General features: G+C 71.7%; 17 protein-coding genes. 8 read left to right on the top strand and 9 right to left on the bottom strand.

Annotation, left to right across the window (positions count from 1 at the left end):
• Positions 1–16 precede the first annotated feature (16 nt).
• The 4 genes from ACFY6U_RS23695 to ACFY6U_RS23680 all read left to right on the top strand — a co-directional run bounded on the left by ACFY6U_RS23695 (position 17) and on the right by ACFY6U_RS23680 (position 3,309).
• Positions 17–745: a glutamine amidotransferase gene (locus ACFY6U_RS23695; protein WP_351499378.1), complete on the top strand. Its 729-nt coding sequence runs from the start codon at positions 17–19 to the stop codon at positions 743–745.
• Positions 746–925: 180 nt separating this feature from the next.
• Entirely contained in the window at positions 926–1,951 is a 1,026-nt protein-coding gene (locus ACFY6U_RS23690; protein ID WP_390041158.1) for a 6-phosphofructokinase, read from the top strand.
• A 183-nt stretch (positions 1,952–2,134) separates the two neighbouring features.
• A complete protein-coding gene (locus ACFY6U_RS23685) occupies positions 2,135–3,085 on the top strand; it encodes a cytochrome c oxidase assembly protein (protein WP_390041156.1) in 951 nt (316 codons plus the stop codon).
• 44 nt (positions 3,086–3,129) lie between these two features.
• Positions 3,130–3,309, top strand: a complete 180-nt coding sequence (locus ACFY6U_RS23680) for a hypothetical protein (RefSeq protein WP_293996352.1) — start codon at positions 3,130–3,132, stop codon at positions 3,307–3,309.
• 234 nt (positions 3,310–3,543) lie between these two features.
• On the opposite strand, the gene ACFY6U_RS23675 is transcribed toward ACFY6U_RS23680, so the two are convergent.
• The 4 genes from ACFY6U_RS23675 to ACFY6U_RS23660 are packed head-to-tail and all read right to left on the bottom strand — an operon-like array spanning position 3,544 to position 7,577.
• The gene (locus ACFY6U_RS23675) at positions 3,544–4,725 is read right to left on the bottom strand and encodes a sensor histidine kinase (RefSeq protein WP_390041154.1); all 1,182 of its coding nucleotides are present in this window, start codon (positions 4,723–4,725) and stop codon (positions 3,544–3,546) included.
• On the bottom strand, positions 4,722–6,434 hold the full coding sequence (locus tag ACFY6U_RS23670; RefSeq protein WP_390041152.1) for a cation acetate symporter: 1,713 nt from the start codon (positions 6,432–6,434) through the stop codon (positions 4,722–4,724). Before ACFY6U_RS23670 ends, ACFY6U_RS23675 begins: the two co-directional genes overlap by 4 nt.
• A 31-nt stretch (positions 6,435–6,465) precedes the next feature.
• The gene (locus ACFY6U_RS23665) at positions 6,466–6,825 is read right to left on the bottom strand and encodes a hypothetical protein (protein ID WP_390041150.1); all 360 of its coding nucleotides are present in this window, start codon (positions 6,823–6,825) and stop codon (positions 6,466–6,468) included.
• A 2-nt stretch (positions 6,826–6,827) separates the two neighbouring features.
• Positions 6,828–7,577, bottom strand: a complete 750-nt coding sequence (locus tag ACFY6U_RS23660) for a LytTR family DNA-binding domain-containing protein (protein WP_351499365.1) — start codon at positions 7,575–7,577, stop codon at positions 6,828–6,830.
• A gap of 111 nt (positions 7,578–7,688) precedes the next feature.
• Between ACFY6U_RS23660 and ACFY6U_RS23655 the strand changes: the two genes are divergently transcribed.
• The 3 genes from ACFY6U_RS23655 (at position 7,689) to rocD (ending at position 10,385) form a co-directional block, all read left to right on the top strand.
• Positions 7,689–8,174 carry an Lrp/AsnC family transcriptional regulator gene (locus ACFY6U_RS23655; protein ID WP_390041148.1) on the top strand — a complete coding sequence of 162 codons (486 nt, stop codon included), beginning with the start codon at positions 7,689–7,691 and terminating at the stop codon, positions 8,172–8,174.
• Positions 8,175–8,319: 145 nt separating this feature from the next.
• Positions 8,320–9,129 (top strand): dimethylargininase, encoded by an 810-nt coding sequence (ddaH, locus tag ACFY6U_RS23650; protein WP_390041146.1) that lies wholly within the window; start codon positions 8,320–8,322, stop codon positions 9,127–9,129.
• Positions 9,130–9,158: 29 nt separating this feature from the next.
• Positions 9,159–10,385, top strand: coding sequence for an ornithine--oxo-acid transaminase (rocD, locus tag ACFY6U_RS23645; RefSeq protein WP_390041752.1), 1,227 nt, complete (start codon positions 9,159–9,161; stop codon positions 10,383–10,385).
• A gap of 45 nt (positions 10,386–10,430) precedes the next feature.
• On the opposite strand, the gene ACFY6U_RS23640 is transcribed toward rocD, so the two are convergent.
• Together ACFY6U_RS23640 and ACFY6U_RS23635 are read right to left on the bottom strand one after the other, a co-directional pair.
• Positions 10,431–11,048, bottom strand: a complete 618-nt coding sequence (locus ACFY6U_RS23640) for a DUF305 domain-containing protein (RefSeq protein ID WP_390041144.1) — start codon at positions 11,046–11,048, stop codon at positions 10,431–10,433.
• An 84-nt stretch (positions 11,049–11,132) separates the two neighbouring features.
• A complete protein-coding gene (locus ACFY6U_RS23635; RefSeq protein ID WP_390041142.1) occupies positions 11,133–11,540 on the bottom strand; it encodes a DUF6153 family protein in 408 nt (135 codons plus the stop codon).
• A gap of 655 nt (positions 11,541–12,195) precedes the next feature.
• Here ACFY6U_RS23635 and ACFY6U_RS23630 point away from each other — a divergent pair.
• Entirely contained in the window at positions 12,196–12,918 is a 723-nt protein-coding gene (locus ACFY6U_RS23630) for a lysophospholipid acyltransferase family protein (RefSeq protein ID WP_390041140.1), read from the top strand.
• A gap of 72 nt (positions 12,919–12,990) precedes the next feature.
• On the opposite strand, the gene ACFY6U_RS23625 is transcribed toward ACFY6U_RS23630, so the two are convergent.
• From ACFY6U_RS23625 to ureG, 3 genes are all read right to left on the bottom strand, one after another.
• Positions 12,991–14,595: an alpha/beta hydrolase gene (locus tag ACFY6U_RS23625; RefSeq protein ID WP_390041138.1), complete on the bottom strand. Its 1,605-nt coding sequence runs from the start codon at positions 14,593–14,595 to the stop codon at positions 12,991–12,993.
• 138 nt (positions 14,596–14,733) lie between these two features.
• The gene (locus tag ACFY6U_RS23620) at positions 14,734–15,495 is read right to left on the bottom strand and encodes an urease accessory protein UreD (RefSeq protein WP_390041136.1); all 762 of its coding nucleotides are present in this window, start codon (positions 15,493–15,495) and stop codon (positions 14,734–14,736) included.
• Positions 15,492–16,172 carry an urease accessory protein UreG gene (ureG, locus tag ACFY6U_RS23615; RefSeq protein ID WP_390041134.1) on the bottom strand — a complete coding sequence of 227 codons (681 nt, stop codon included), beginning with the start codon at positions 16,170–16,172 and terminating at the stop codon, positions 15,492–15,494. The genes ACFY6U_RS23620 and ureG overlap by 4 nt, the downstream gene beginning before the upstream one ends.
• Positions 16,173–16,507 lie beyond the last annotated feature (335 nt).

Raw genomic sequence — 16,507 nt, 5'->3', positions numbered from 1 at the left:
GAAGGACGAACAGTTCATGAGCGACAACCAACTGCGGCTGGTGTGGATCTACCCGGACCTGCTCAGCACCTACGGCGACCAGGGCAACGCGCTCGTCGTGGAGCGCCGGGCCCGGCAGCGCGGTCTCGACGTGGCCCGGCTCGACGTGCGCAGCGACCAGCCGATCCCGACCTCCGGGGACATCTACCTGATCGGCGGCGGTGAGGACCGCCCGCAGCGGCTCGCCGCCGAGCGGCTGCGCCGCGACGGGCACCTGTACCGGGCGGTGGAGAACGGCGCGATCGTGTTCTCCGTGTGCGCCGGGTACCAGATCCTCGGCCACGAGTTCATCAACGACCTCGGGCAGCGCGAGCCGGGTCTCGGCCTGCTCGACGTGACGACCGTGCGCGGGACCGGCGAGCGGTGCGTCGGTGACGTCCTCGGCGACATCGACCCGCGGCTCGGCCTGCCCCCGCTGACCGGCTTCGAGAACCACCAGGGCGTCACGCAGCTCGGCCCCACCGCCCGCCCCTTCGCCCGGGTCAAGCTGGGCCGGGGCAACGGCACCGGGGACGGCACGGAGGGCGCGTACAACGAGACGGTCTTCGGTACGTACATGCACGGGCCGGTCCTGGCCCGCAACCCGCTCATCGCGGACCTGCTGCTGAAGCTGGCGCTCGACGTGAACGCGCTGCCGCCGATCGACGACCGCTGGTACGAGGCGCTCCGCAACGAGCGCATCGCGGCCGCCCAGCAGCCCGCCTGAGCTGCATCGCAACGGTCGGTTCCGGGCCCGCCTGACAGGGTGTCCGCTCACATGTGCGGGCACGTCCAGCAGGCGGACGCCCGGTGCGGAACGACCCCCTTGCGCGGGTAGGGTGACGGCGATGACAGCCGGACAGCGTGGTCCGGTCTCCGGCCCACGTGGAGAAGGTTGTTTCGGGCTATGCGCATTGGTGTCCTCACGTCCGGCGGCGACTGCCCCGGCCTGAACGCCGTCATCCGGTCCGTCGTGCACCGTGCCGTCGCCGACCACGGCGACGAGGTCATCGGCTTCCGGGACGGCTGGAAGGGCCTCCTGGAGTGCGACTACCTCAAGCTCGACCTCGACGCCGTGGCCGGCATCCTGGCCCGCGGCGGCACCATCCTCGGCTCCTCCCGTGTCCAGCCCTCGCACCTGCGGGACGGCGTGGAGCGGGCCAGGGGCCATGTCGCCGAGCTCGGCCTCGACGCGATCATCCCGATCGGCGGTGAGGGCACGCTGAAAGCGGCCCGCCTGATGTCGGACGCCGGTCTGCCGATCGTCGGCGTCCCGAAGACCATCGACAACGACATCGCTGTCACCGACGTGACCTTCGGTTTCGACACGGCCGTGGGGGTCGCCACCGAGGCCCTCGACCGGCTGAAGACGACCGCGGAGTCCCACCAGCGGGTGCTGGTGGTGGAGGTCATGGGCCGGCACACCGGCTGGATCGCCCTGCACTCCGGCATGGCGGCCGGCGCCCACGCCATCGTCGTACCGGAACGCCCCTTCGACATCGAGGAGTTGGCCCGCCGGGTCGGCGAGCGGTTCGAGGCGGGCAAGCGGTTCGCGATCGTCGTCGCGGCGGAGGGCGCCAAGCCGAAGGCGGGGACGATGGCCTTCGACGAGGGCGGCAAGGACATCTACGGCCACGAGCGGTTCGCCGGGATCGCCCGGCAGCTCTCCGTCGAGCTGGAGCAGCGGCTCGGCAAGGAGGCGCGGCCGGTCATCCTCGGGCACGTGCAGCGGGGTGGCACGCCGACGGCGTACGACCGCGTCCTGGCGACGCGGTTCGGGTGGCATGCGGTGGAAGCCGTGCACCGGGGCGAGTTCGGTCACATGACCGCGCTGCGGGGGACGGACATCGTGATGGTGCCGCTGGCGGAGGCGGTGGAGACGTTGAAGACGGTTCCCTCCGGGCGGTACGACGAGGCGGAGACGGTGCTTTAGGGGCAGCGCCGTAGGAGGTTCCGCTGCGTCGCCGGGAGCGGGTCGTGTGTGGTTGCTCGCGCAGTTCCTCCCCCAGCGCCCCTGACTCGGCTGTCCAGCCCCCGGTCGCAAGTGCGGTCGGGGGCGGTTCTAATCTGGGGTCGGCAGTAAACGTACAACCCCCCACGAATCAGGAGCCGCCGGATGGATCACAGCGGGCACGGCATGACGATGGATCTGCCGCCGTTCACGCTGGGGCGCGGGCTGGAGTGGTCGGCGGATCCCTTCTTTCTCGTCGCCACTCTCGCGGGACTGGCGCTGTACGGGTGGGGCGTGGTGCGACTGCGGCGGCGCGGGGACGCCTGGTCCGTGGGGCGGACCGTGTCGTTCGTCGTCGGTGTGCTGACGATCATGCTCGTCATGTGCACCAAGCTGAACGACTACGGGATGGTCATGTTCAGCGTGCACATGGTGCAGCACATGATCATCAGCATGCTGTCGCCGATCCTGATCCTGCTGGGCGCCCCGATGACGCTCGCGCTGCGCGCGCTGCCCGTCGCCGGGCGGGGCCGGAAGGGGCCGCGTGAGCTGCTGCTGGCGCTGCTGCACAGCCGGTACATGCGGATCATCACCCACCCCGCCTTCACGATCCCGCTGTTCATCGCGAGCCTGTACGCGCTCTACTTCACCCCGCTGTTCGACTTCCTGATGGGCTCGAAGGCCGGACACATCGCGATGATGGTGCACTTCCTCGCCGTCGGTGTCGTCTTCTTCTGGCCGATCATCGGCGTCGACCCGGGCCCGCACCGGCCGGGGTATCTCATGCGCATGCTGGAACTGTTCGCGGGCATGCCGTTCCACGCGTTCTTCGGCATCGCGTTGATGATGGCGTCGGAACCGATGGTCGAGACCTTCAAGAACCCGCCCGCCTCGCTCGGCATCGACGCGCTCTCCGACCAGAACGCGGCCGGCGGGATCGCCTGGGCGTTCAGTGAGATCCCGTCCGTACTGGTGCTGATCGCCCTGCTGTTCCAGTGGTACGGCTCCGAGCAGCGCCAGGCCCGGCGCACGGACCGGGCCGCCGACCGGGACGGCGACAAGGAGCTCGAGGCGTACAACGCGTATTTGGCCTCACTGAACGCACGCAAGGGCTGACCGGGGCACCATGGAGGGAGTCGGACCATGAGGAGGGTGTCGCGATGCCCGGTTCTGCGAACGGCTCGAACGGTGCCACCAAGGCGATGGGGGTGCTCACCGTCGGCGGCCTGGTCGTGGTGACGGCCTACACGGTGGCCCTCGGCAGCAACGGCTGGCTCTGGTTCGGGTGGGTGGTACTGGGCCTGCTGACACTGGCGATGGTGGTAACCCAGAGCAATTGATTCCGGCCGGCGGAAGCGCGCCCCATAGGGGCGCTGGGGGTACCCCCGGCCGAAGGCTGGGGTGGGGGTACCCCCAGCCGAAGGCTGGGGTGGGGGTACCCCCAGCCGAAGGCTGGGGTGGGGGTACCCCCAGCCGAAGGCTGGGGTGGGGGTACCCCCGGCCGAAGGCTGGGGGAGGAACTGCGCGACCAGCCCCCACGGCGCCGCACCCGAACAACGGCGCCCCGCGGAGCGCTAGTGCACCCCGGGCTGGTACTTCGGCAACCGCGCGGTGATCTTCATCCCCGCACCGGGCGCCGTCTCGATGACCAGCCCGTGGTCGTCCCCGTACACCTGGCGGAGCCGGTCGTCGACGTTGGACAGACCGATACCCCCGGAGGGACTGGTCTCGCCCGCGAGGATGCTGCGCAGCAGGACCGGGTCCATGCCGGCGCCGTCGTCCTCGATGACGACCAGGGCCTCGGCGCCCTCGTCCTGCGCGGTGATCTGGATGTGGCAGGTGCCGGTCTTGCCCTCGAGGCCGTGTTTGACGGCGTTCTCGACCAGCGGCTGGAGGCAGAGGAAGGGCAGGGTGACCGGCAGTACCTCGGGGGCGATCTGGAGCGTGACCGTGAGGCGGTCGCCGAAGCGGGCCCGCACCAGTGCCAGGTAGTGGTCGATGGCGTGGAGCTCGTCGGCGAGGGTGGTGAAGTCGCCGTGCCTGCGGAACGAGTAGCGGGTGAAGTCGGCGAACTCCAGCAGCAGCTCGCGGGCCCGTTCGGGGTCGGTGCGGACGAACGAGGCGATCACCGCGAGCGAGTTGAAGATGAAGTGCGGGGAGATCTGGGCGCGCAGGGCGCGGATCTCGGCCTCGATGAGCCGGGTCCGGGAGCGGTCCAGGTCGGCCAGCTCCAGCTGGACGCTGACCCAGCGGGCGACCTCGCCGGCCGCCCGGACCAGGACGGCGGACTCGCGGGGGGCGCAGGCGACCAGGGTGCCGTGGACGCGGTCGTCGACGGTGAGCGGGGTGATCACGGCCCAGCGGACCGGGCAGTCGGGGGTCTCGCAGTGCAGCCGGAAGGCCTCGCCGCGGCCCGACTCCAGCGGCCCGGCGAGCCGCGCCATGATCTCGGTGCGGTGGTGGTCGCCGACGCCGTCCCAGACCAGCAGGTTCTCGTGGTCGGTGAGGCAGAGCGCGTCGGTGCCGAGCAGGGTGCGCAGCCGGCGGGCCGAGCGGCGGGCGGTCTCCTCGGTGAGGCCCGCGCGCAGCGGGGGCGCGGCGAGGGAGGCGGTGTGCAGGGTCTCGAAGGTGGCGTGCTCGACGGGGGTGCCGAGGCCGCCGAGGTTCTCGGGGCGTGCGGTGCGGCGGCCGAGCCAGAAGCCGGCGGCGAGGAGCGGGAGGACCGCCACGAGGAGGCCCGCCAGGAACCCGGTCACGCCTTGACCTCCGCGCGCAGCTCTTCCGGAAGGTGGAAGCGGGCCAGGATCGCGGCCGTGCCGGGCGGTACCCGGCCCGGGGTCGCCAGGGAGACCAGGATCATGGTGAGGAAGCCCAGCGGGACCGACCAGAGCGCGGGCCAGGCCAGCAGGGCGTGCAGGCTGCCGGTGCCGGGGAAGTCGGCCATCGTCGCGGCCACCGCGCCGAACGCCGAGCCGCCCCCGGCCAGCATCCCGGCGGCCGCGCCGGGCGGGGTGAGCCGGCGCCACCAGATGCCGAGGACCAGCAGCGGGCAGAAGGAGGAGGCGGACACGGCGAAGGCCAGTCCGACGGCGTCGGCGACCGGCAGGCCGCCGACCAGCACGCCGGCGGCGAGCGGTACGGCCATGGCGAGGACGGTGCCGAGTCTGAAGTGCCGTACTCCGCGCGCCGGGAGGACGTCCTGGGTGAGGACCCCGGCGACCGCCATGGTGAGGCCGGAGGCGGTGGAGAGGAACGCGGCGAAGGCGCCGCCCGCCACCAGCGCGCCGAGCAGGTCGCCGCCGAGGCCGCCGACGACCCGGTCGGGCAGCAGCAGGACGGCGGCGTCCGTCTCGCCGGTGAGGGTGAGTTCGGGGGTGTAGAGGCGGCCGAGGGCGCCGTAGACGGGCGGCAGCAGGTAGAAGAGGCCGATCAGGGCCAGCACGGCGACCGTGGTGCGGCGGGCGGCGACGCCGTGCGGGCTGGTGTAGAAGCGGACGACGACGTGCGGCAGGCCCATGGTGCCGAGGAAGGTGGCGAGGATCAGACCGTACGTGGCGTACAGCGGGCGTTCCTCGCGGCTCTCGGCGAGCGAGGTGGACATGCCGCCGTTGGTGCCCCGGTCGGTGGCGGGGACGCGGGTGCCCTTGGCGAAGGTCAGGCGGGTGCCGGCGGTGATGCGGTGGGTGCCCTCGGGGAGGGTGACCCGCGTGTCCCGGAGCGGGCGGCCGTCGACCGTACCGGAGACGGTGACCGTGAGCGGGCGGTCGAGCCGGAGGGAGAGGCTGTCCTGGACGTCCACGACGCGCTGGGTACGGAAGGCGGCCGGTTCGTCGAAGGCGTGCACGGGGGCGCCGGCGCGCTGCCAGGCGAGGACGAGGAAGAGGGCGGGGACGAGCAGGGCGGTGAGCTTGAGCCAGTACTGGAAGGCCTGGACGAAGGTGATGCTGCGCATGCCGCCGGCGGCCACGGTGGCCACCACGACGACGGCGACGATAAGCCCGCCGAGCGCGTCGGGGGCGCCGGTGAGGACCGCCAGCGTCAGTCCGGCGCCCTGGAGCTGGGGCAGCAGGTAGAGCCAGCCGACGCCGACGACGAACGCCCCGGCCAGCCGCCGTACGGTCTGCGAGGCGAGCCGGGCCTCGGCGAAGTCGGGGAGGGTGTAGGCGCCGGAGCGGCGCAGCGGGGCGGCGACGAAGAGGAGGAGGACGAGGTAGCCGGCGGTGTAGCCGACCGGGTACCAGAGCATGTCGGGGCCCTGGACCAGAACCAGGCCCGCGATGCCCAGGAAGGAGGCGGCGGAGAGGTACTCGCCGCTGATCGCGGCCGCGTTGAGGCGGGGGCCGACGGTGCGTGAGGCGACGTAGAAGTCGGAGGTGGTCCGGGAGATGCGCAGGCCGAAGGCGCCGACGAGGACGGTCGCGACGACGACTAGGGCGACCGCCGGGACGGCGTAGCTGGAGTTCATCTGGCCTCGGCGGGGCTGGAGTTCATCGGTCCTACCGGTCCTCGACGAGGCGGACGAAGTCCTCCTCGTTGCGTTCGGCGCGGCGCACGTACCAGCGGGCGAGCAGGATCAGCGGGGCGTAGAGGCAGAAGCCGAGCACCAGCCACTCCAGGCGGCGGGCCTCGGGAGCGGCGGCGAAGACCAGCGGCAGCGGGCCGACGAGCAGCACCAGGACGGCGAACACGACGAGCGCGACGCGCAGTTGGCTGCGCATGAGGGAGCGCACGTAGGTGTGGCCGAGGGTGGTCTGCTCGTCGATCTCGGTGCGCGGCCGGTAGTAGCCGGAGGTACGGCGGCTGCGGCGGGGCGGGCCGGTGACGGTGACCCGGCGCTCGGTGGGGTCGGCGGGCATCGTCAGGCCCTCCTCATCAGCAGGTCCCGCAGCTCGCGGGCGTGCCGCCGGCTGACCTGGAGCTCCTCGGCGCCGACCAGGACACTCACCGTGCCCGCGTCCAGGCGGAGTTCGCCGACGTGGCGGAGGGCGACGAGGTGGCGGCGGTGGATGCGGACGAAGCCGCGGGAGCGCCAGCGGTCCTCCAGGGTGGACAGCGGGATGCGGACGAGGTGGCTGCCGCGCTCGGTGTGCAGGCGGGCGTAGTCGCCCTGGGCCTCGACGTGCGTGATGTCGTCCACCGCCACGAACCGAGTCACGCCGCCGAGTTCGACGGGTATGTGGTCGGGGTCGGGTTCGTGCACGGGTATCCGGGGTGCGGCGCCGCGCAGTTCGGCGGCCCGGCGTACCGCCTCCGCGAGGCGTTCCTTGCGTACCGGCTTCAGGACGTAGTCGACCGCCTTGAGATCGAAGGCCCTTACCGCGAAGTCCTCGTGGGCGGTGACGAAGACGACCAGCGGCGGCCGGGCGAAGCCGGTGAGCAGCCGGGCCAGGTCCAGGCCGTCCAGGCCGGGCATCTGGACGTCGAGGAAGACGACGTCGATGGCCTCGGGGCCCTCGGGGCCGGACTCCAGGGCGCGGGTGATGCGGCGCAGCGCCTCGGTGGCGTCCCCGGCCCCCTCGACGCTGCCGATGCGCGGATCGGCGTTGAGCAAGTAGAGCAGCTCCTCCAGCGAGGGGAGTTCGTCGTCGACGGCGAGGGCGCGCAGCATGAACGGAGTGTAGGCGGCGGAACGCGGCGCTGGACATGTGCCGGACGTGGACGTCGGCGCCGGATGACGTGGTGTTCCCGAAGTGTCTCCGCCCGTGGTTACAGTGCGGGCATGAACAGCGGCACCGCCCCTTTCGACGATCTCGACCGGAAGATCACCACCGCGTTGATGGCGAACGCGCGGACCAGTTTCGCCGAGATCGGCGCGGCCGTCGGGCTCTCCGCGACGGCCGTGAAGCGGCGGGTCGACCGGCTGCGCGAGACCGGTGTGATCACCGGGTTCACGGCCACCGTCACACCCGCGGCCCTCGGCTGGCGCACGGAGGCGTACGTCGAGGTGTACTGCGAGGGCGCGGCCCCGCCCCGGCGGCTCGCGGAGGTGGTCCGCAACCATCCGGAGATCACCGCGGCCATGACGGTGACCGGCGGCGCGGACGCGCTGCTGCATGTGCGGGCCCGGGACGTGGACCACTTCGAGGAGGTGCTGGAGCGGATCCGGGTGGAGCCGTTCATCCGGAAGACGATCAGCGTGATGGTGCTGTCGCATCTGCTGCCGGAGAGCCCGGAGGCCGGGGCCACGCACCCCGCGCCGGAGTAAACGCACCGATGCTGCGTTCGTATGATCGGAGACGCAGCGTTCCTGCGCAGACGCGCAACATTTGTTTCTTGTCGTCCGTATCCGACGCTTTCTACCTTGGTGTCAACCCCCAGTCGACACCGCGGGAAAGCGGAGGAACCCCTCTGTGTCCGAAAGCCGTGTGCCGCGCCTCAGGCGCTTCCTTGTCTGCGAACCCAGACATTTCGCCGTGCAGTACGCGATCAATCCCTGGATGAACCCCGACACCAGGGTCGACGTCGACCTGGCCCAGGAGCAGTGGACCGCGCTGATCGGCGCCTACCGCGCCCGCGGCCACAGCGTCGACCGGCTGGAGCCGGTCCCCGGCCTGCCCGACATGGTGTTCGCCGCGAACTCGGCGGTCGTCGTCGGCGGCCGCGTCTTCGGTTCGCTCTTCCACGCGCCCGAGCGGCGCCCCGAGTCCTCCCACTACGACCTCTGGTTCAAGACCGCGGGCTACGACGTGTACCGCCCGGGCTCGGTGGTCGAGGGCGAGGGCGACCTGGTCTGGACGGGCCGGTACCTGCTCGCCGGCACCGGGTTCCGCACCACCCGCGAGGCGCACCGGGAGGCCCAGGAGTTCTTCGGCCATCCGGTGATCAGCCTGACCCTGGTGGACCCGTACTTCTACCACCTGGACACCGCGCTGTTCGTCCTCGACGAGGAGAACATCGTCTACTACCCCGAGGCCTTCTCCGCCGGCAGCCGCGAGGTGCTCCGCCGGCTGTTCCCGGAGGCGGTGCTCGCGACCCGCGACGACGCGCTGGCGTGGGGCCTGAACTCGGTCTCCGACGGCCGCCACGTCTTCATCGCGCCGCAGGCCGAGGCGCTCGCCGCCCGACTCGCCGACCAGGGCTACGAGCCCGTCCCCGTCGACCTGTCGGAGTTCCACAAGGCAGGCGGCGGCATCAAGTGCTGCACCCAGGAAATCCGTTGACAGCCGCCGAGGACCAGGAGATCCCCCTGATGACCGCACCCGCACGCGCACGCGCACGCACCTCCGCCGAGCTGATCGAGGCGGAGGGACCGGTCCTCGCGCACAACTACCACCCGCTGCCCGTGGTCGTCGCCCGCGCCGAGGGCGCCTGGGTGGAGGACGTCGAGGGCCGCCGCTACCTCGACATGCTGGCCGGCTACTCGGCCCTCAACTTCGGCCACCGCCACCCGGCGCTGATCGAGGCCGCGCACCGCCAGCTGGACCGCCTCACCCTCACCTCGCGCGCCTTCCACAACGACCGGCTCGCCGAATTCGCCGGACGGCTCGCCGAGTTGACCGGCCTGGACATGGTGCTGCCGATGAACACGGGCGCCGAGGCGGTCGAGTCCGGCATCAAGGTGGCCCGCAAGTGGGCGTACGACGTGAAGGGCGTCCCGGCCGACCGGGCCACGATCGTCGTCGCCGCGGACAACTTCCACGGCCGTACGACCACGATCGTCAGCTTCTCCACGGACGAGACCGCCCGGGCGGGCTTCGGCCCGTTCACGCCGGGCTTCCGGATCGTGCCGTACAACGACCTGGCCGCGCTGGAGGCGGCGGTCGACGAGACCACGGCGGCCGTGCTGATCGAGCCCATCCAGGGCGAGGCCGGGGTACTCATCCCCGACGACGGCTATCTGACCGGGGTCCGCGAGCTGACCCGGCGCAAGAACTGCCTCTTCGTCGCGGACGAGATCCAGTCCGGCCTCGGCCGCACCGGCCGCACCCTCGCCGTCGACCACGAGGACGTGGTGCCGGACGTGGTGCTGCTCGGCAAGGCGCTGGGCGGCGGGATCGTGCCGGTGTCGGCGGTGGTGGCCCGGCGGGAGGTGCTCGGGGTCCTGCATCCCGGCGAGCACGGCTCGACGTTCGGCGGCAACCCGCTCGCGGCGGCGGTCGGCACGGCGGTGGTCGAGCTGCTGGAGAGCGGCGACTTCCAGCGCCGGGCCGCCGAGCTGGGCGTGGTCCTGCGGGACGGCCTGACGGAACTCGTCGGCAACGGCGTGGTCGGCTTCCGCTCACGCGGGCTGTGGGCGGGCGTCGACGTGGACCCGGCGGTCGGCACCGGGCGGGAGATCGGCGAGCGCCTGATGCGCGAGGGCGTCCTGGTCAAGGACACCCACGGCTCCACGATCCGGCTGGCCCCGCCGCTGACCGTCACGGCGGAGGAACTGCGGTCGGCACTGGGGGCGCTGGAGAAGGTGCTGACGGCCTGAGCGGACGGCGGCCGCGCCGGTGGGCACGGCCGCCGCCGTCTCTGCTCAGCCCTTGCCGAGGAGCTTGTTCATCTCCTTGATCTCGGCGTTCTGCGCGGTGACGATGGAGTCGGCCATGGTCGTGGCCGGGCCGTAGTCGCCCTTGGCCTTCTCGGTGCCGGCCATCTCCACGGCGCCCTGGTGGTGCTGGACCATCATGGTCAGGAACATCGTGTCGAAGTCCGTCCCCTTGGCCTGCTTCAGCATGGTCATGTCCTTGTCGGACATCATCCCGGTCATGCCGGCGTGGCCGCTGTGGTCCATGCCCGCCATGGGCACCTCCTCGCCCCAGGCCTTCAGCCAGCCGGTCATGGTCCTGATCTCCGGGTCCTGGGCCTTCTCGATCCGGGCGGCGAGGTCCCGCACCTGAGCGGAGGAGGCACGGTCGACGGCGAGCCCGGCCATCTCCAGGGCCTGCTGGTGGTGCGGGATCATGCTCTGGGCGAAGGACACGTCCTGCGCGTTGTGGGCACCGGCGGTGGCGGAGGCGGTGGCGCCGGCCGCCGCCGAGTGGGACGCGTGTGCGGTGTCGGCGCCGTCGTCGCCGCTGCCGCACGCGGTGAGGGCGAGGGCGGCGGTCGCGGTGAGCGCGACGAGGACGGCACGGGTACGCCTGCTGGTCATGCTGGAACTCCTGCTACTGGGTGTGAGTCGGGCACGCGGAAGCACGACCGCTGCGCTGAACGCGCACGGCCTGCTCGGGTGCCTCTAGATCCGCAGGAGCTGGAGTTCGGCCAGGTCGGGAGGTGCTCGCGCGCCGTCCGGTGCCGTGGCCGGGCGGGAGGCCGCCGGGCAGGCGGCCGGGCGGACGGGGACCGGGTCCGGGACCAGCGCGGGCAGCGCCGGTCCGCCGCTCACCGCGCCGGAGGCGCAGGTCGCGTCGGCGTGCTGCGCGTGGTCGCCGCCGCAGTGCCCGTCGTCGCCGGAACAGCCGTCGTACGCGGTGGCCGTGACCGTCCCCTGGGAGACGGCCCGCTCGTGCCCGCCGTGCATTCCCATGAGACCGCCGGGTGCCAGCGCGTGCATGCCGAACAGCCCGGCCAGCAGGCCCAGCACGAGCACGGCACGCCACTGCCGGTACGGCGGTCGCGCGGCGGGCTGCTCGGTGGGGCGCATCGGGGCCATCCTATGCATTCCCTGAGTGCCCGCCGGCACGGACACGGCCCGCAACGGCCGCCGCGGAGTCATTCCCACCGCTGCGCGTTGCTGTCGTCGACGATGCCCGGGGGGATGACGCAGGAGATCACGCTCACCGCACTGCGGTCACCGGAGGACGAGTACGCCGCCTCGGTGCGGTCGCAGGTCCACACGCACGACACCGGTACCTGAAAGGAATCCGACCGGGGCACGGTGGGGGACACGGAACCCGCGCCCCTCGCCGTCAGTCTGCCGGTCACCCCGTCCATCGGCTGCTCCCAGCCGGTGCACCACGTGGTGAAACAGGGCCGGGTGTACGCCGGTTGAGATCTGGCGTCGCAGCCCCAGAGCCCCTGCCACCAGTAAATGACGGCGCGACAGCAGGGCCGCCTCGCCGGGGGATGCGAGGCGGCCCTGCTGTCCGCTCGTAGTGACTCACCCTCGTATCGCTGCGACACTGGGTCGAAGATCCAGGAAATCTCAGCCGCATCCGTCCCAGGTACATTGAGGCTTCCTTGAGCAGGCCCACACCGGTCACGGGCGCGCAGGCGCACGTGAGCCGAATGCTGGGCAAGCAGTAATGACGTGGGATGACACCAGCTCGCAGGGGAGCTGGCAAAGTGAGGGGCGAGCCGTGTTCTACTACCTGCTCAAGTACGTACTGCTGGGCCCGCTGCTGAGAGTGGTGTTCCGGCCGCGGATCGAGGGCCTGGAGCATGTGCCGTCGTCGGGACCGGCGATCATCGCCGGCAACCATCTCTCCTTCTCCGACCACTTCCTGATGCCGGCCGTCCTCAAACGGCGCATCACCTTCCTCGCCAAGGCCGAGTACTTCACGGGGCCGGGGGTGCGAGGCCGGCTGACCGCCTTCTTCTTCCGCAGCGCCGGGCAGATCCCGGTGGACCGCTCCGGCAAGGAGGCGGGCCAGGCCGCGATCCGGGAGGGGCTCGGGGTGCTGGGCAAGGGCGAGCTGCTCGGCATCTATCCGGAGGGCACACGCTCGCACGACGGCCGCCTGTACAAGGGCAAGGTCGGGGTCGCCGTGATGGCGCTGCGGGCCGGTGTCCCGGTGATCCCCTGCGCGATGATCGGCACCTTCGAGGCGCAGCCGCCCGGCAAGGTCATCCCGAACGTCCACCCCGTCGTGATCCGCTTCGGCAAGCCCCTCGAGTTCTCCCGCTACGCCGGGATGGAGCACGAGAAGGCCGTCCTGCGCGCCATCACCGACGAGATCATGTACGCCATCCTGACCCTGTCCGAGCAGGAGTACGTCGACGAGTACGCGGCCGTCGTCAAGGCCGAACAGGCGGCGAAGGGCTCGAAGGAGCGCCGGTTCCCGCGGGCGCCGCTGAGCTGAGGCGGTGGACGGAGAAGTGAGGGGCGGCCGGAGTCTTCCGGCCGCCCCTCGTCGTCGTACGGGAGACGGTGGTTACGGCTGCGGAGTGGCGTGCGGGCCGCAGGTGACGTCGGCGCCGTCCAGCTTGCCGGTGAGCAGGTAGGTGTCGACGCGGTTGTTGATGCACGGGTTGACCAGGCCGGTCACGCCGTGCGAGCCGGCGCCCTGCTCGGTGATCAGGCGGGAGCCCTGGAAACGCTTGTGCAGTTCGACGGCCCCGGGGTACGGGGTGGCGGCGTCACGCGTGGACTGCACGATCAGCACCGGCGGCAGACCCTTGTGGGTCCTGACCTCCACCGGGGTCTGCTGCTCGACCGGCCACGTGGCACAGGGCAGGTTGAGCCAGGCGTTGGCCCAGGTCATGAAGGGGTACTGCTGGTTGAGCTCGGTGTTGTCGCGGTCCCACTTGTGCCAGCCGGTGGGCCACTTGGCGTCGGTGCACTCGATTGCCGTGTAGACGGCGTTGCCGTTCTCCGAGGTGATGTTGCCGGCGGTGTCGGTCAGGTCCGGGGCGGCCGCGTCGACCAGGGCCTGGGTGTCACCGGCGAAGTACTTGCTGAACACCGTGGCGACCGGGACCCACGAGGAGTCGTAGTACGGCGCGCTCTGGAAGAAGCCGATCAGCTCGGCCGGTCCGACGACCCCGCCGATCGGGTTCGCCTTGGCGGTGGCGCGCAGCCGGAGCCACTTGGCCTGGACGGCGTCCCGCGTGGTCCCCAGGTGGAAGGCGGCGTCGTGCGCGGCGACCCAGTCCTCCCAGTCCTTCCAGCGGCCCTCGAAGGCGACGTCCTGGTCCAGGTTGGCCTGGTACCAGATGTTCTTGCGCGACGGGTTGACGACACTGTCGACGATCATCCGGCGCACGTGCCCCGGGAACAGCGTCCCGTACACCGCGCCGAGGTAGGTGCCGTACGAGACACCGAGGTAGTTGAGCTTCTGCTCGCCGAGAGCGGCCCGGATGACGTCCAGGTCACGGGCGGTGTTCGCGGTGGTCATCTGCTGGAGCATCGCGCGGCCGGTGCGCTCGGCGCAGCCGTCCGCGTACTGCTTGGCGAGCTTGCGCTGTGCGGTCTTGTCGGCCTCGGTGTCGGGCACCGGGTCGGCCTTGGGGGCCTTCACGAACTCCTGCGGGTCCTCGCAGGAGATGGGTGCGGAGTGGCCGACGCCGCGCGGGTCGAAGCCCACGAAGTCGTACGCCTTCGAGGCGTTGACCCACAGGGGGTTCTTGTTGGTGACCCGGAGCGGGAAGCGCATGCCCGAGCCGCCCGGGCCGCCGGGGTTGTAGACGAGCGCGCCCTGGCGCTCCGCCGGCGTCCCCGTGTTGCCTATTCGGTCGACGGCGAGCCTGATCTGCTTGCCGTAGGGCTTGGTGTAGTCGAGCGGCACGCTGACCCAGCCGCACTGGACGGGCTTGGTCAGGGCCCAGTCGGCCGGGCAGTCGGCCCAGTCGATCCCGGCCTTCGCGGCCCGTTCGGCCGCGATCGCCGCGCCCTGCTGCGCGCGGTCCTGGCCGCCGTACCGGGCCTCGGCGCCGGCGGCGGGTGCCGCCAGGGCACCGGTGATCAGGCTGGCCGTGACGAGTGCTCCGGCCGACCCGAGCGCCAGCGTCCGGCTCCTCGATCTGAAGTTGTCCTTCAAGTGGGCCCCTCCCCTACCTGGTGACGAATGGTCAGGGGAGATACTTCCGGCTGTGAGGCTGCTGAGAACAGGGCCCGACGGCCGCCTTTATCAATCCGATAACCGGACGTTCGGATCCCGCTCGACCCGCTGAGCGGATCACGCGTCCAGCCGGCCCAACGCCTCGTCCAGGACCCTGCGCAGCCGCAGCGCGTCGCCCGCCACCGCACTCACCAACACCGCGGGCCCGGCGAGCGGCGTGAGCGCGGCGCCTTCTCCCAGCATCCGTGCCTCCATCGGCCGCCCCGCGAACTCCGGGCGTACGACGACGAGTTGCCCGACCGCGCGGTGTCCCGCCAGCACGGCGGCCCCGTCCCAGCCACCGGGCGCCCCGGGCCCACAGGCGAGTTCCTGGTCCAGCACGGCCTTCCCGGCCACCCGCACGGTGAGCCGGCTGCTGAGCCGCCCGGGCTCCTCCCCCACCCGCCCGAGCACCTGCTCCTCCCGCAGCACGAGCCGGCCCCGCGCCCCGACCCCGACGCGAGTCGTCACACACAGATCACTCCCGTTGGCGGAGATCAACTGCTCGGGCAGCCACCGCAGTTCACTCCCGTCGGCGACATCGAGCCGGACGTCGTACCGAGCCTCCTCCTTCCCCTGCCCCGGCAGGGCGATGGTCGCGGCCGCCGACCCGACCCGCAGCCGGGCCCCTTCCTCGACCCTGGCCTCGATCCCGAACCGGTCCCCGCCGAGCGGCCCGCTCATCGCCCCGACGACCATCACCCGGGCCTCGGCCCCGCTCCCCCGGGTACGCCGCAGTGCGAGCGGCCCCTCGCCCTCCAGCACGGGAAGAGAGGTACCGCCCCGCCCGTCGTCCCGTGCGACGATCCGGGCGACGGCGCGCACCCCCGTCGCCGTCATACGGCCCACGCCACGAGCCGCTCCCGCACCCACGCGGCCACCTCCGCGACACCGGCCTCGCTGCGCAACGACTGGAAGACGACCGGCAGTTCGGCGCGCTGCGCCTTGGCGTCGGCGGCCATCCGCGCCAGATCCGACCCGACGTAGGGCGCCAGGTCCGTCTTGTTGACGACGAGCAGGTCGGCCGTGGTCACCCCCGGCCCGCCCTTCCGCGGGATGTCGTCCCCTCCCGCCACGTCGATCACGAAGATCTGCGCGTCCACGAGCCCCTTGGAGAAGGTGGCGGTGAGATTGTCCCCACCCGACTCGACGAGGATGAGATCCAGCGGCCCGACCGCGTCCTCCAGGTCCTCCACGGCTTCGAGATTGGCCGAGATGTCGTCCCGGATCGCGGTGTGCGGACACGCCCCCGTCTCGACGGCGGCGATCCGCTCCGGCGGCAACACGGCCTCCCGGAGCAGGAACTCGGCGTCCTCCCGGGTGTAGATGTCATTGGTGACGACGGCCAGGGACAACTCGTCCCGCAGCGCCCGGCACAGAGCGGCAACGGTAGCGGTCTTCCCGGACCCCACCGGCCCCCCGAGCCCGATCCGAAGCGCCCGCCGCGCCCCGTCGGGCCGATGGGCGTCGGCGCTGAGGGCAGCCGGGCCGTGGTGGTGGTCGTGGTCGAGATGCATGTACGGCTCCTTAGAATCACTTGGCCTTCCGATCGGCCTGTTCGACAACTCCCAGCCCTCCGGCGCCTGAGGACGACGACCGGCCGGCACTCCCTCTCAGCTCGTCCGAGCGTCCGACGAAGGCCGCCCGACACCCCCTCTCAACCCGCCCGAGCGTCCGACGAAGGCCGCCCGACACCCCCTCTCAACCCGCCCGAGCGTCCGACGAAGGCCGCCCGACACTCCCTCAACCCGTCCGGCTTGAGGACGAGAGCCGGTCCGCACCCCCACCAGCCCGTCCGGCGTTTGAGGACGAGGCCGTTCAGGCCGAAGCGGGGGTCCGGGGGCGGCAGCCC

The organism is Streptomyces sp. NPDC013157, assembly GCF_042899865.1.
Taxonomy (GTDB): domain Bacteria; phylum Actinomycetota; class Actinomycetes; order Streptomycetales; family Streptomycetaceae; genus Streptomyces.
The sequence above is the reverse complement of the archived record's forward strand: the minus strand, read 5'-3'. Positions and strand labels throughout refer to the sequence as shown.

Excerpts from the sequence above, each read along its gene's own strand:
- ACFY6U_RS23665 (WP_390041150.1), bottom strand. The coding sequence starts at position 6,825 with ATGCCCGCCGACCCCACCGAGCGCCGGGTCACCGTCACCGGCCCGCCC.
- ACFY6U_RS23680 (WP_293996352.1), top strand. The coding sequence starts at position 3,130 with ATGCCCGGTTCTGCGAACGGCTCGAACGGTGCCACCAAGGCGATGGGG.
- ACFY6U_RS23655 (WP_390041148.1), top strand. The coding sequence starts at position 7,689 with ATGAACAGCGGCACCGCCCCTTTCGACGATCTCGACCGGAAGATCACC.
- ureG (WP_390041134.1), bottom strand. The coding sequence starts at position 16,172 with ATGCATCTCGACCACGACCACCACCACGGCCCGGCTGCCCTCAGCGCC.
- rocD (WP_390041752.1), top strand. The coding sequence starts at position 9,159 with ATGACCGCACCCGCACGCGCACGCGCACGCACCTCCGCCGAGCTGATC.
- ACFY6U_RS23685 (WP_390041156.1), top strand. The coding sequence starts at position 2,135 with ATGGATCACAGCGGGCACGGCATGACGATGGATCTGCCGCCGTTCACG.
- ACFY6U_RS23620 (WP_390041136.1), bottom strand. The coding sequence starts at position 15,495 with ATGACGGCGACGGGGGTGCGCGCCGTCGCCCGGATCGTCGCACGGGAC.
- ACFY6U_RS23660 (WP_351499365.1), bottom strand. The coding sequence starts at position 7,577 with ATGCTGCGCGCCCTCGCCGTCGACGACGAACTCCCCTCGCTGGAGGAG.
- ACFY6U_RS23635 (WP_390041142.1), bottom strand. The coding sequence starts at position 11,540 with ATGCGCCCCACCGAGCAGCCCGCCGCGCGACCGCCGTACCGGCAGTGG.
- ACFY6U_RS23670 (WP_390041152.1), bottom strand. The coding sequence starts at position 6,434 with ATGAACTCCAGCTACGCCGTCCCGGCGGTCGCCCTAGTCGTCGTCGCG.
- ACFY6U_RS23640 (WP_390041144.1), bottom strand. The coding sequence starts at position 11,048 with ATGACCAGCAGGCGTACCCGTGCCGTCCTCGTCGCGCTCACCGCGACC.
- ACFY6U_RS23690 (WP_390041158.1), top strand. The coding sequence starts at position 926 with ATGCGCATTGGTGTCCTCACGTCCGGCGGCGACTGCCCCGGCCTGAAC.
- ACFY6U_RS23695 (WP_351499378.1), top strand. The coding sequence starts at position 17 with ATGAGCGACAACCAACTGCGGCTGGTGTGGATCTACCCGGACCTGCTC.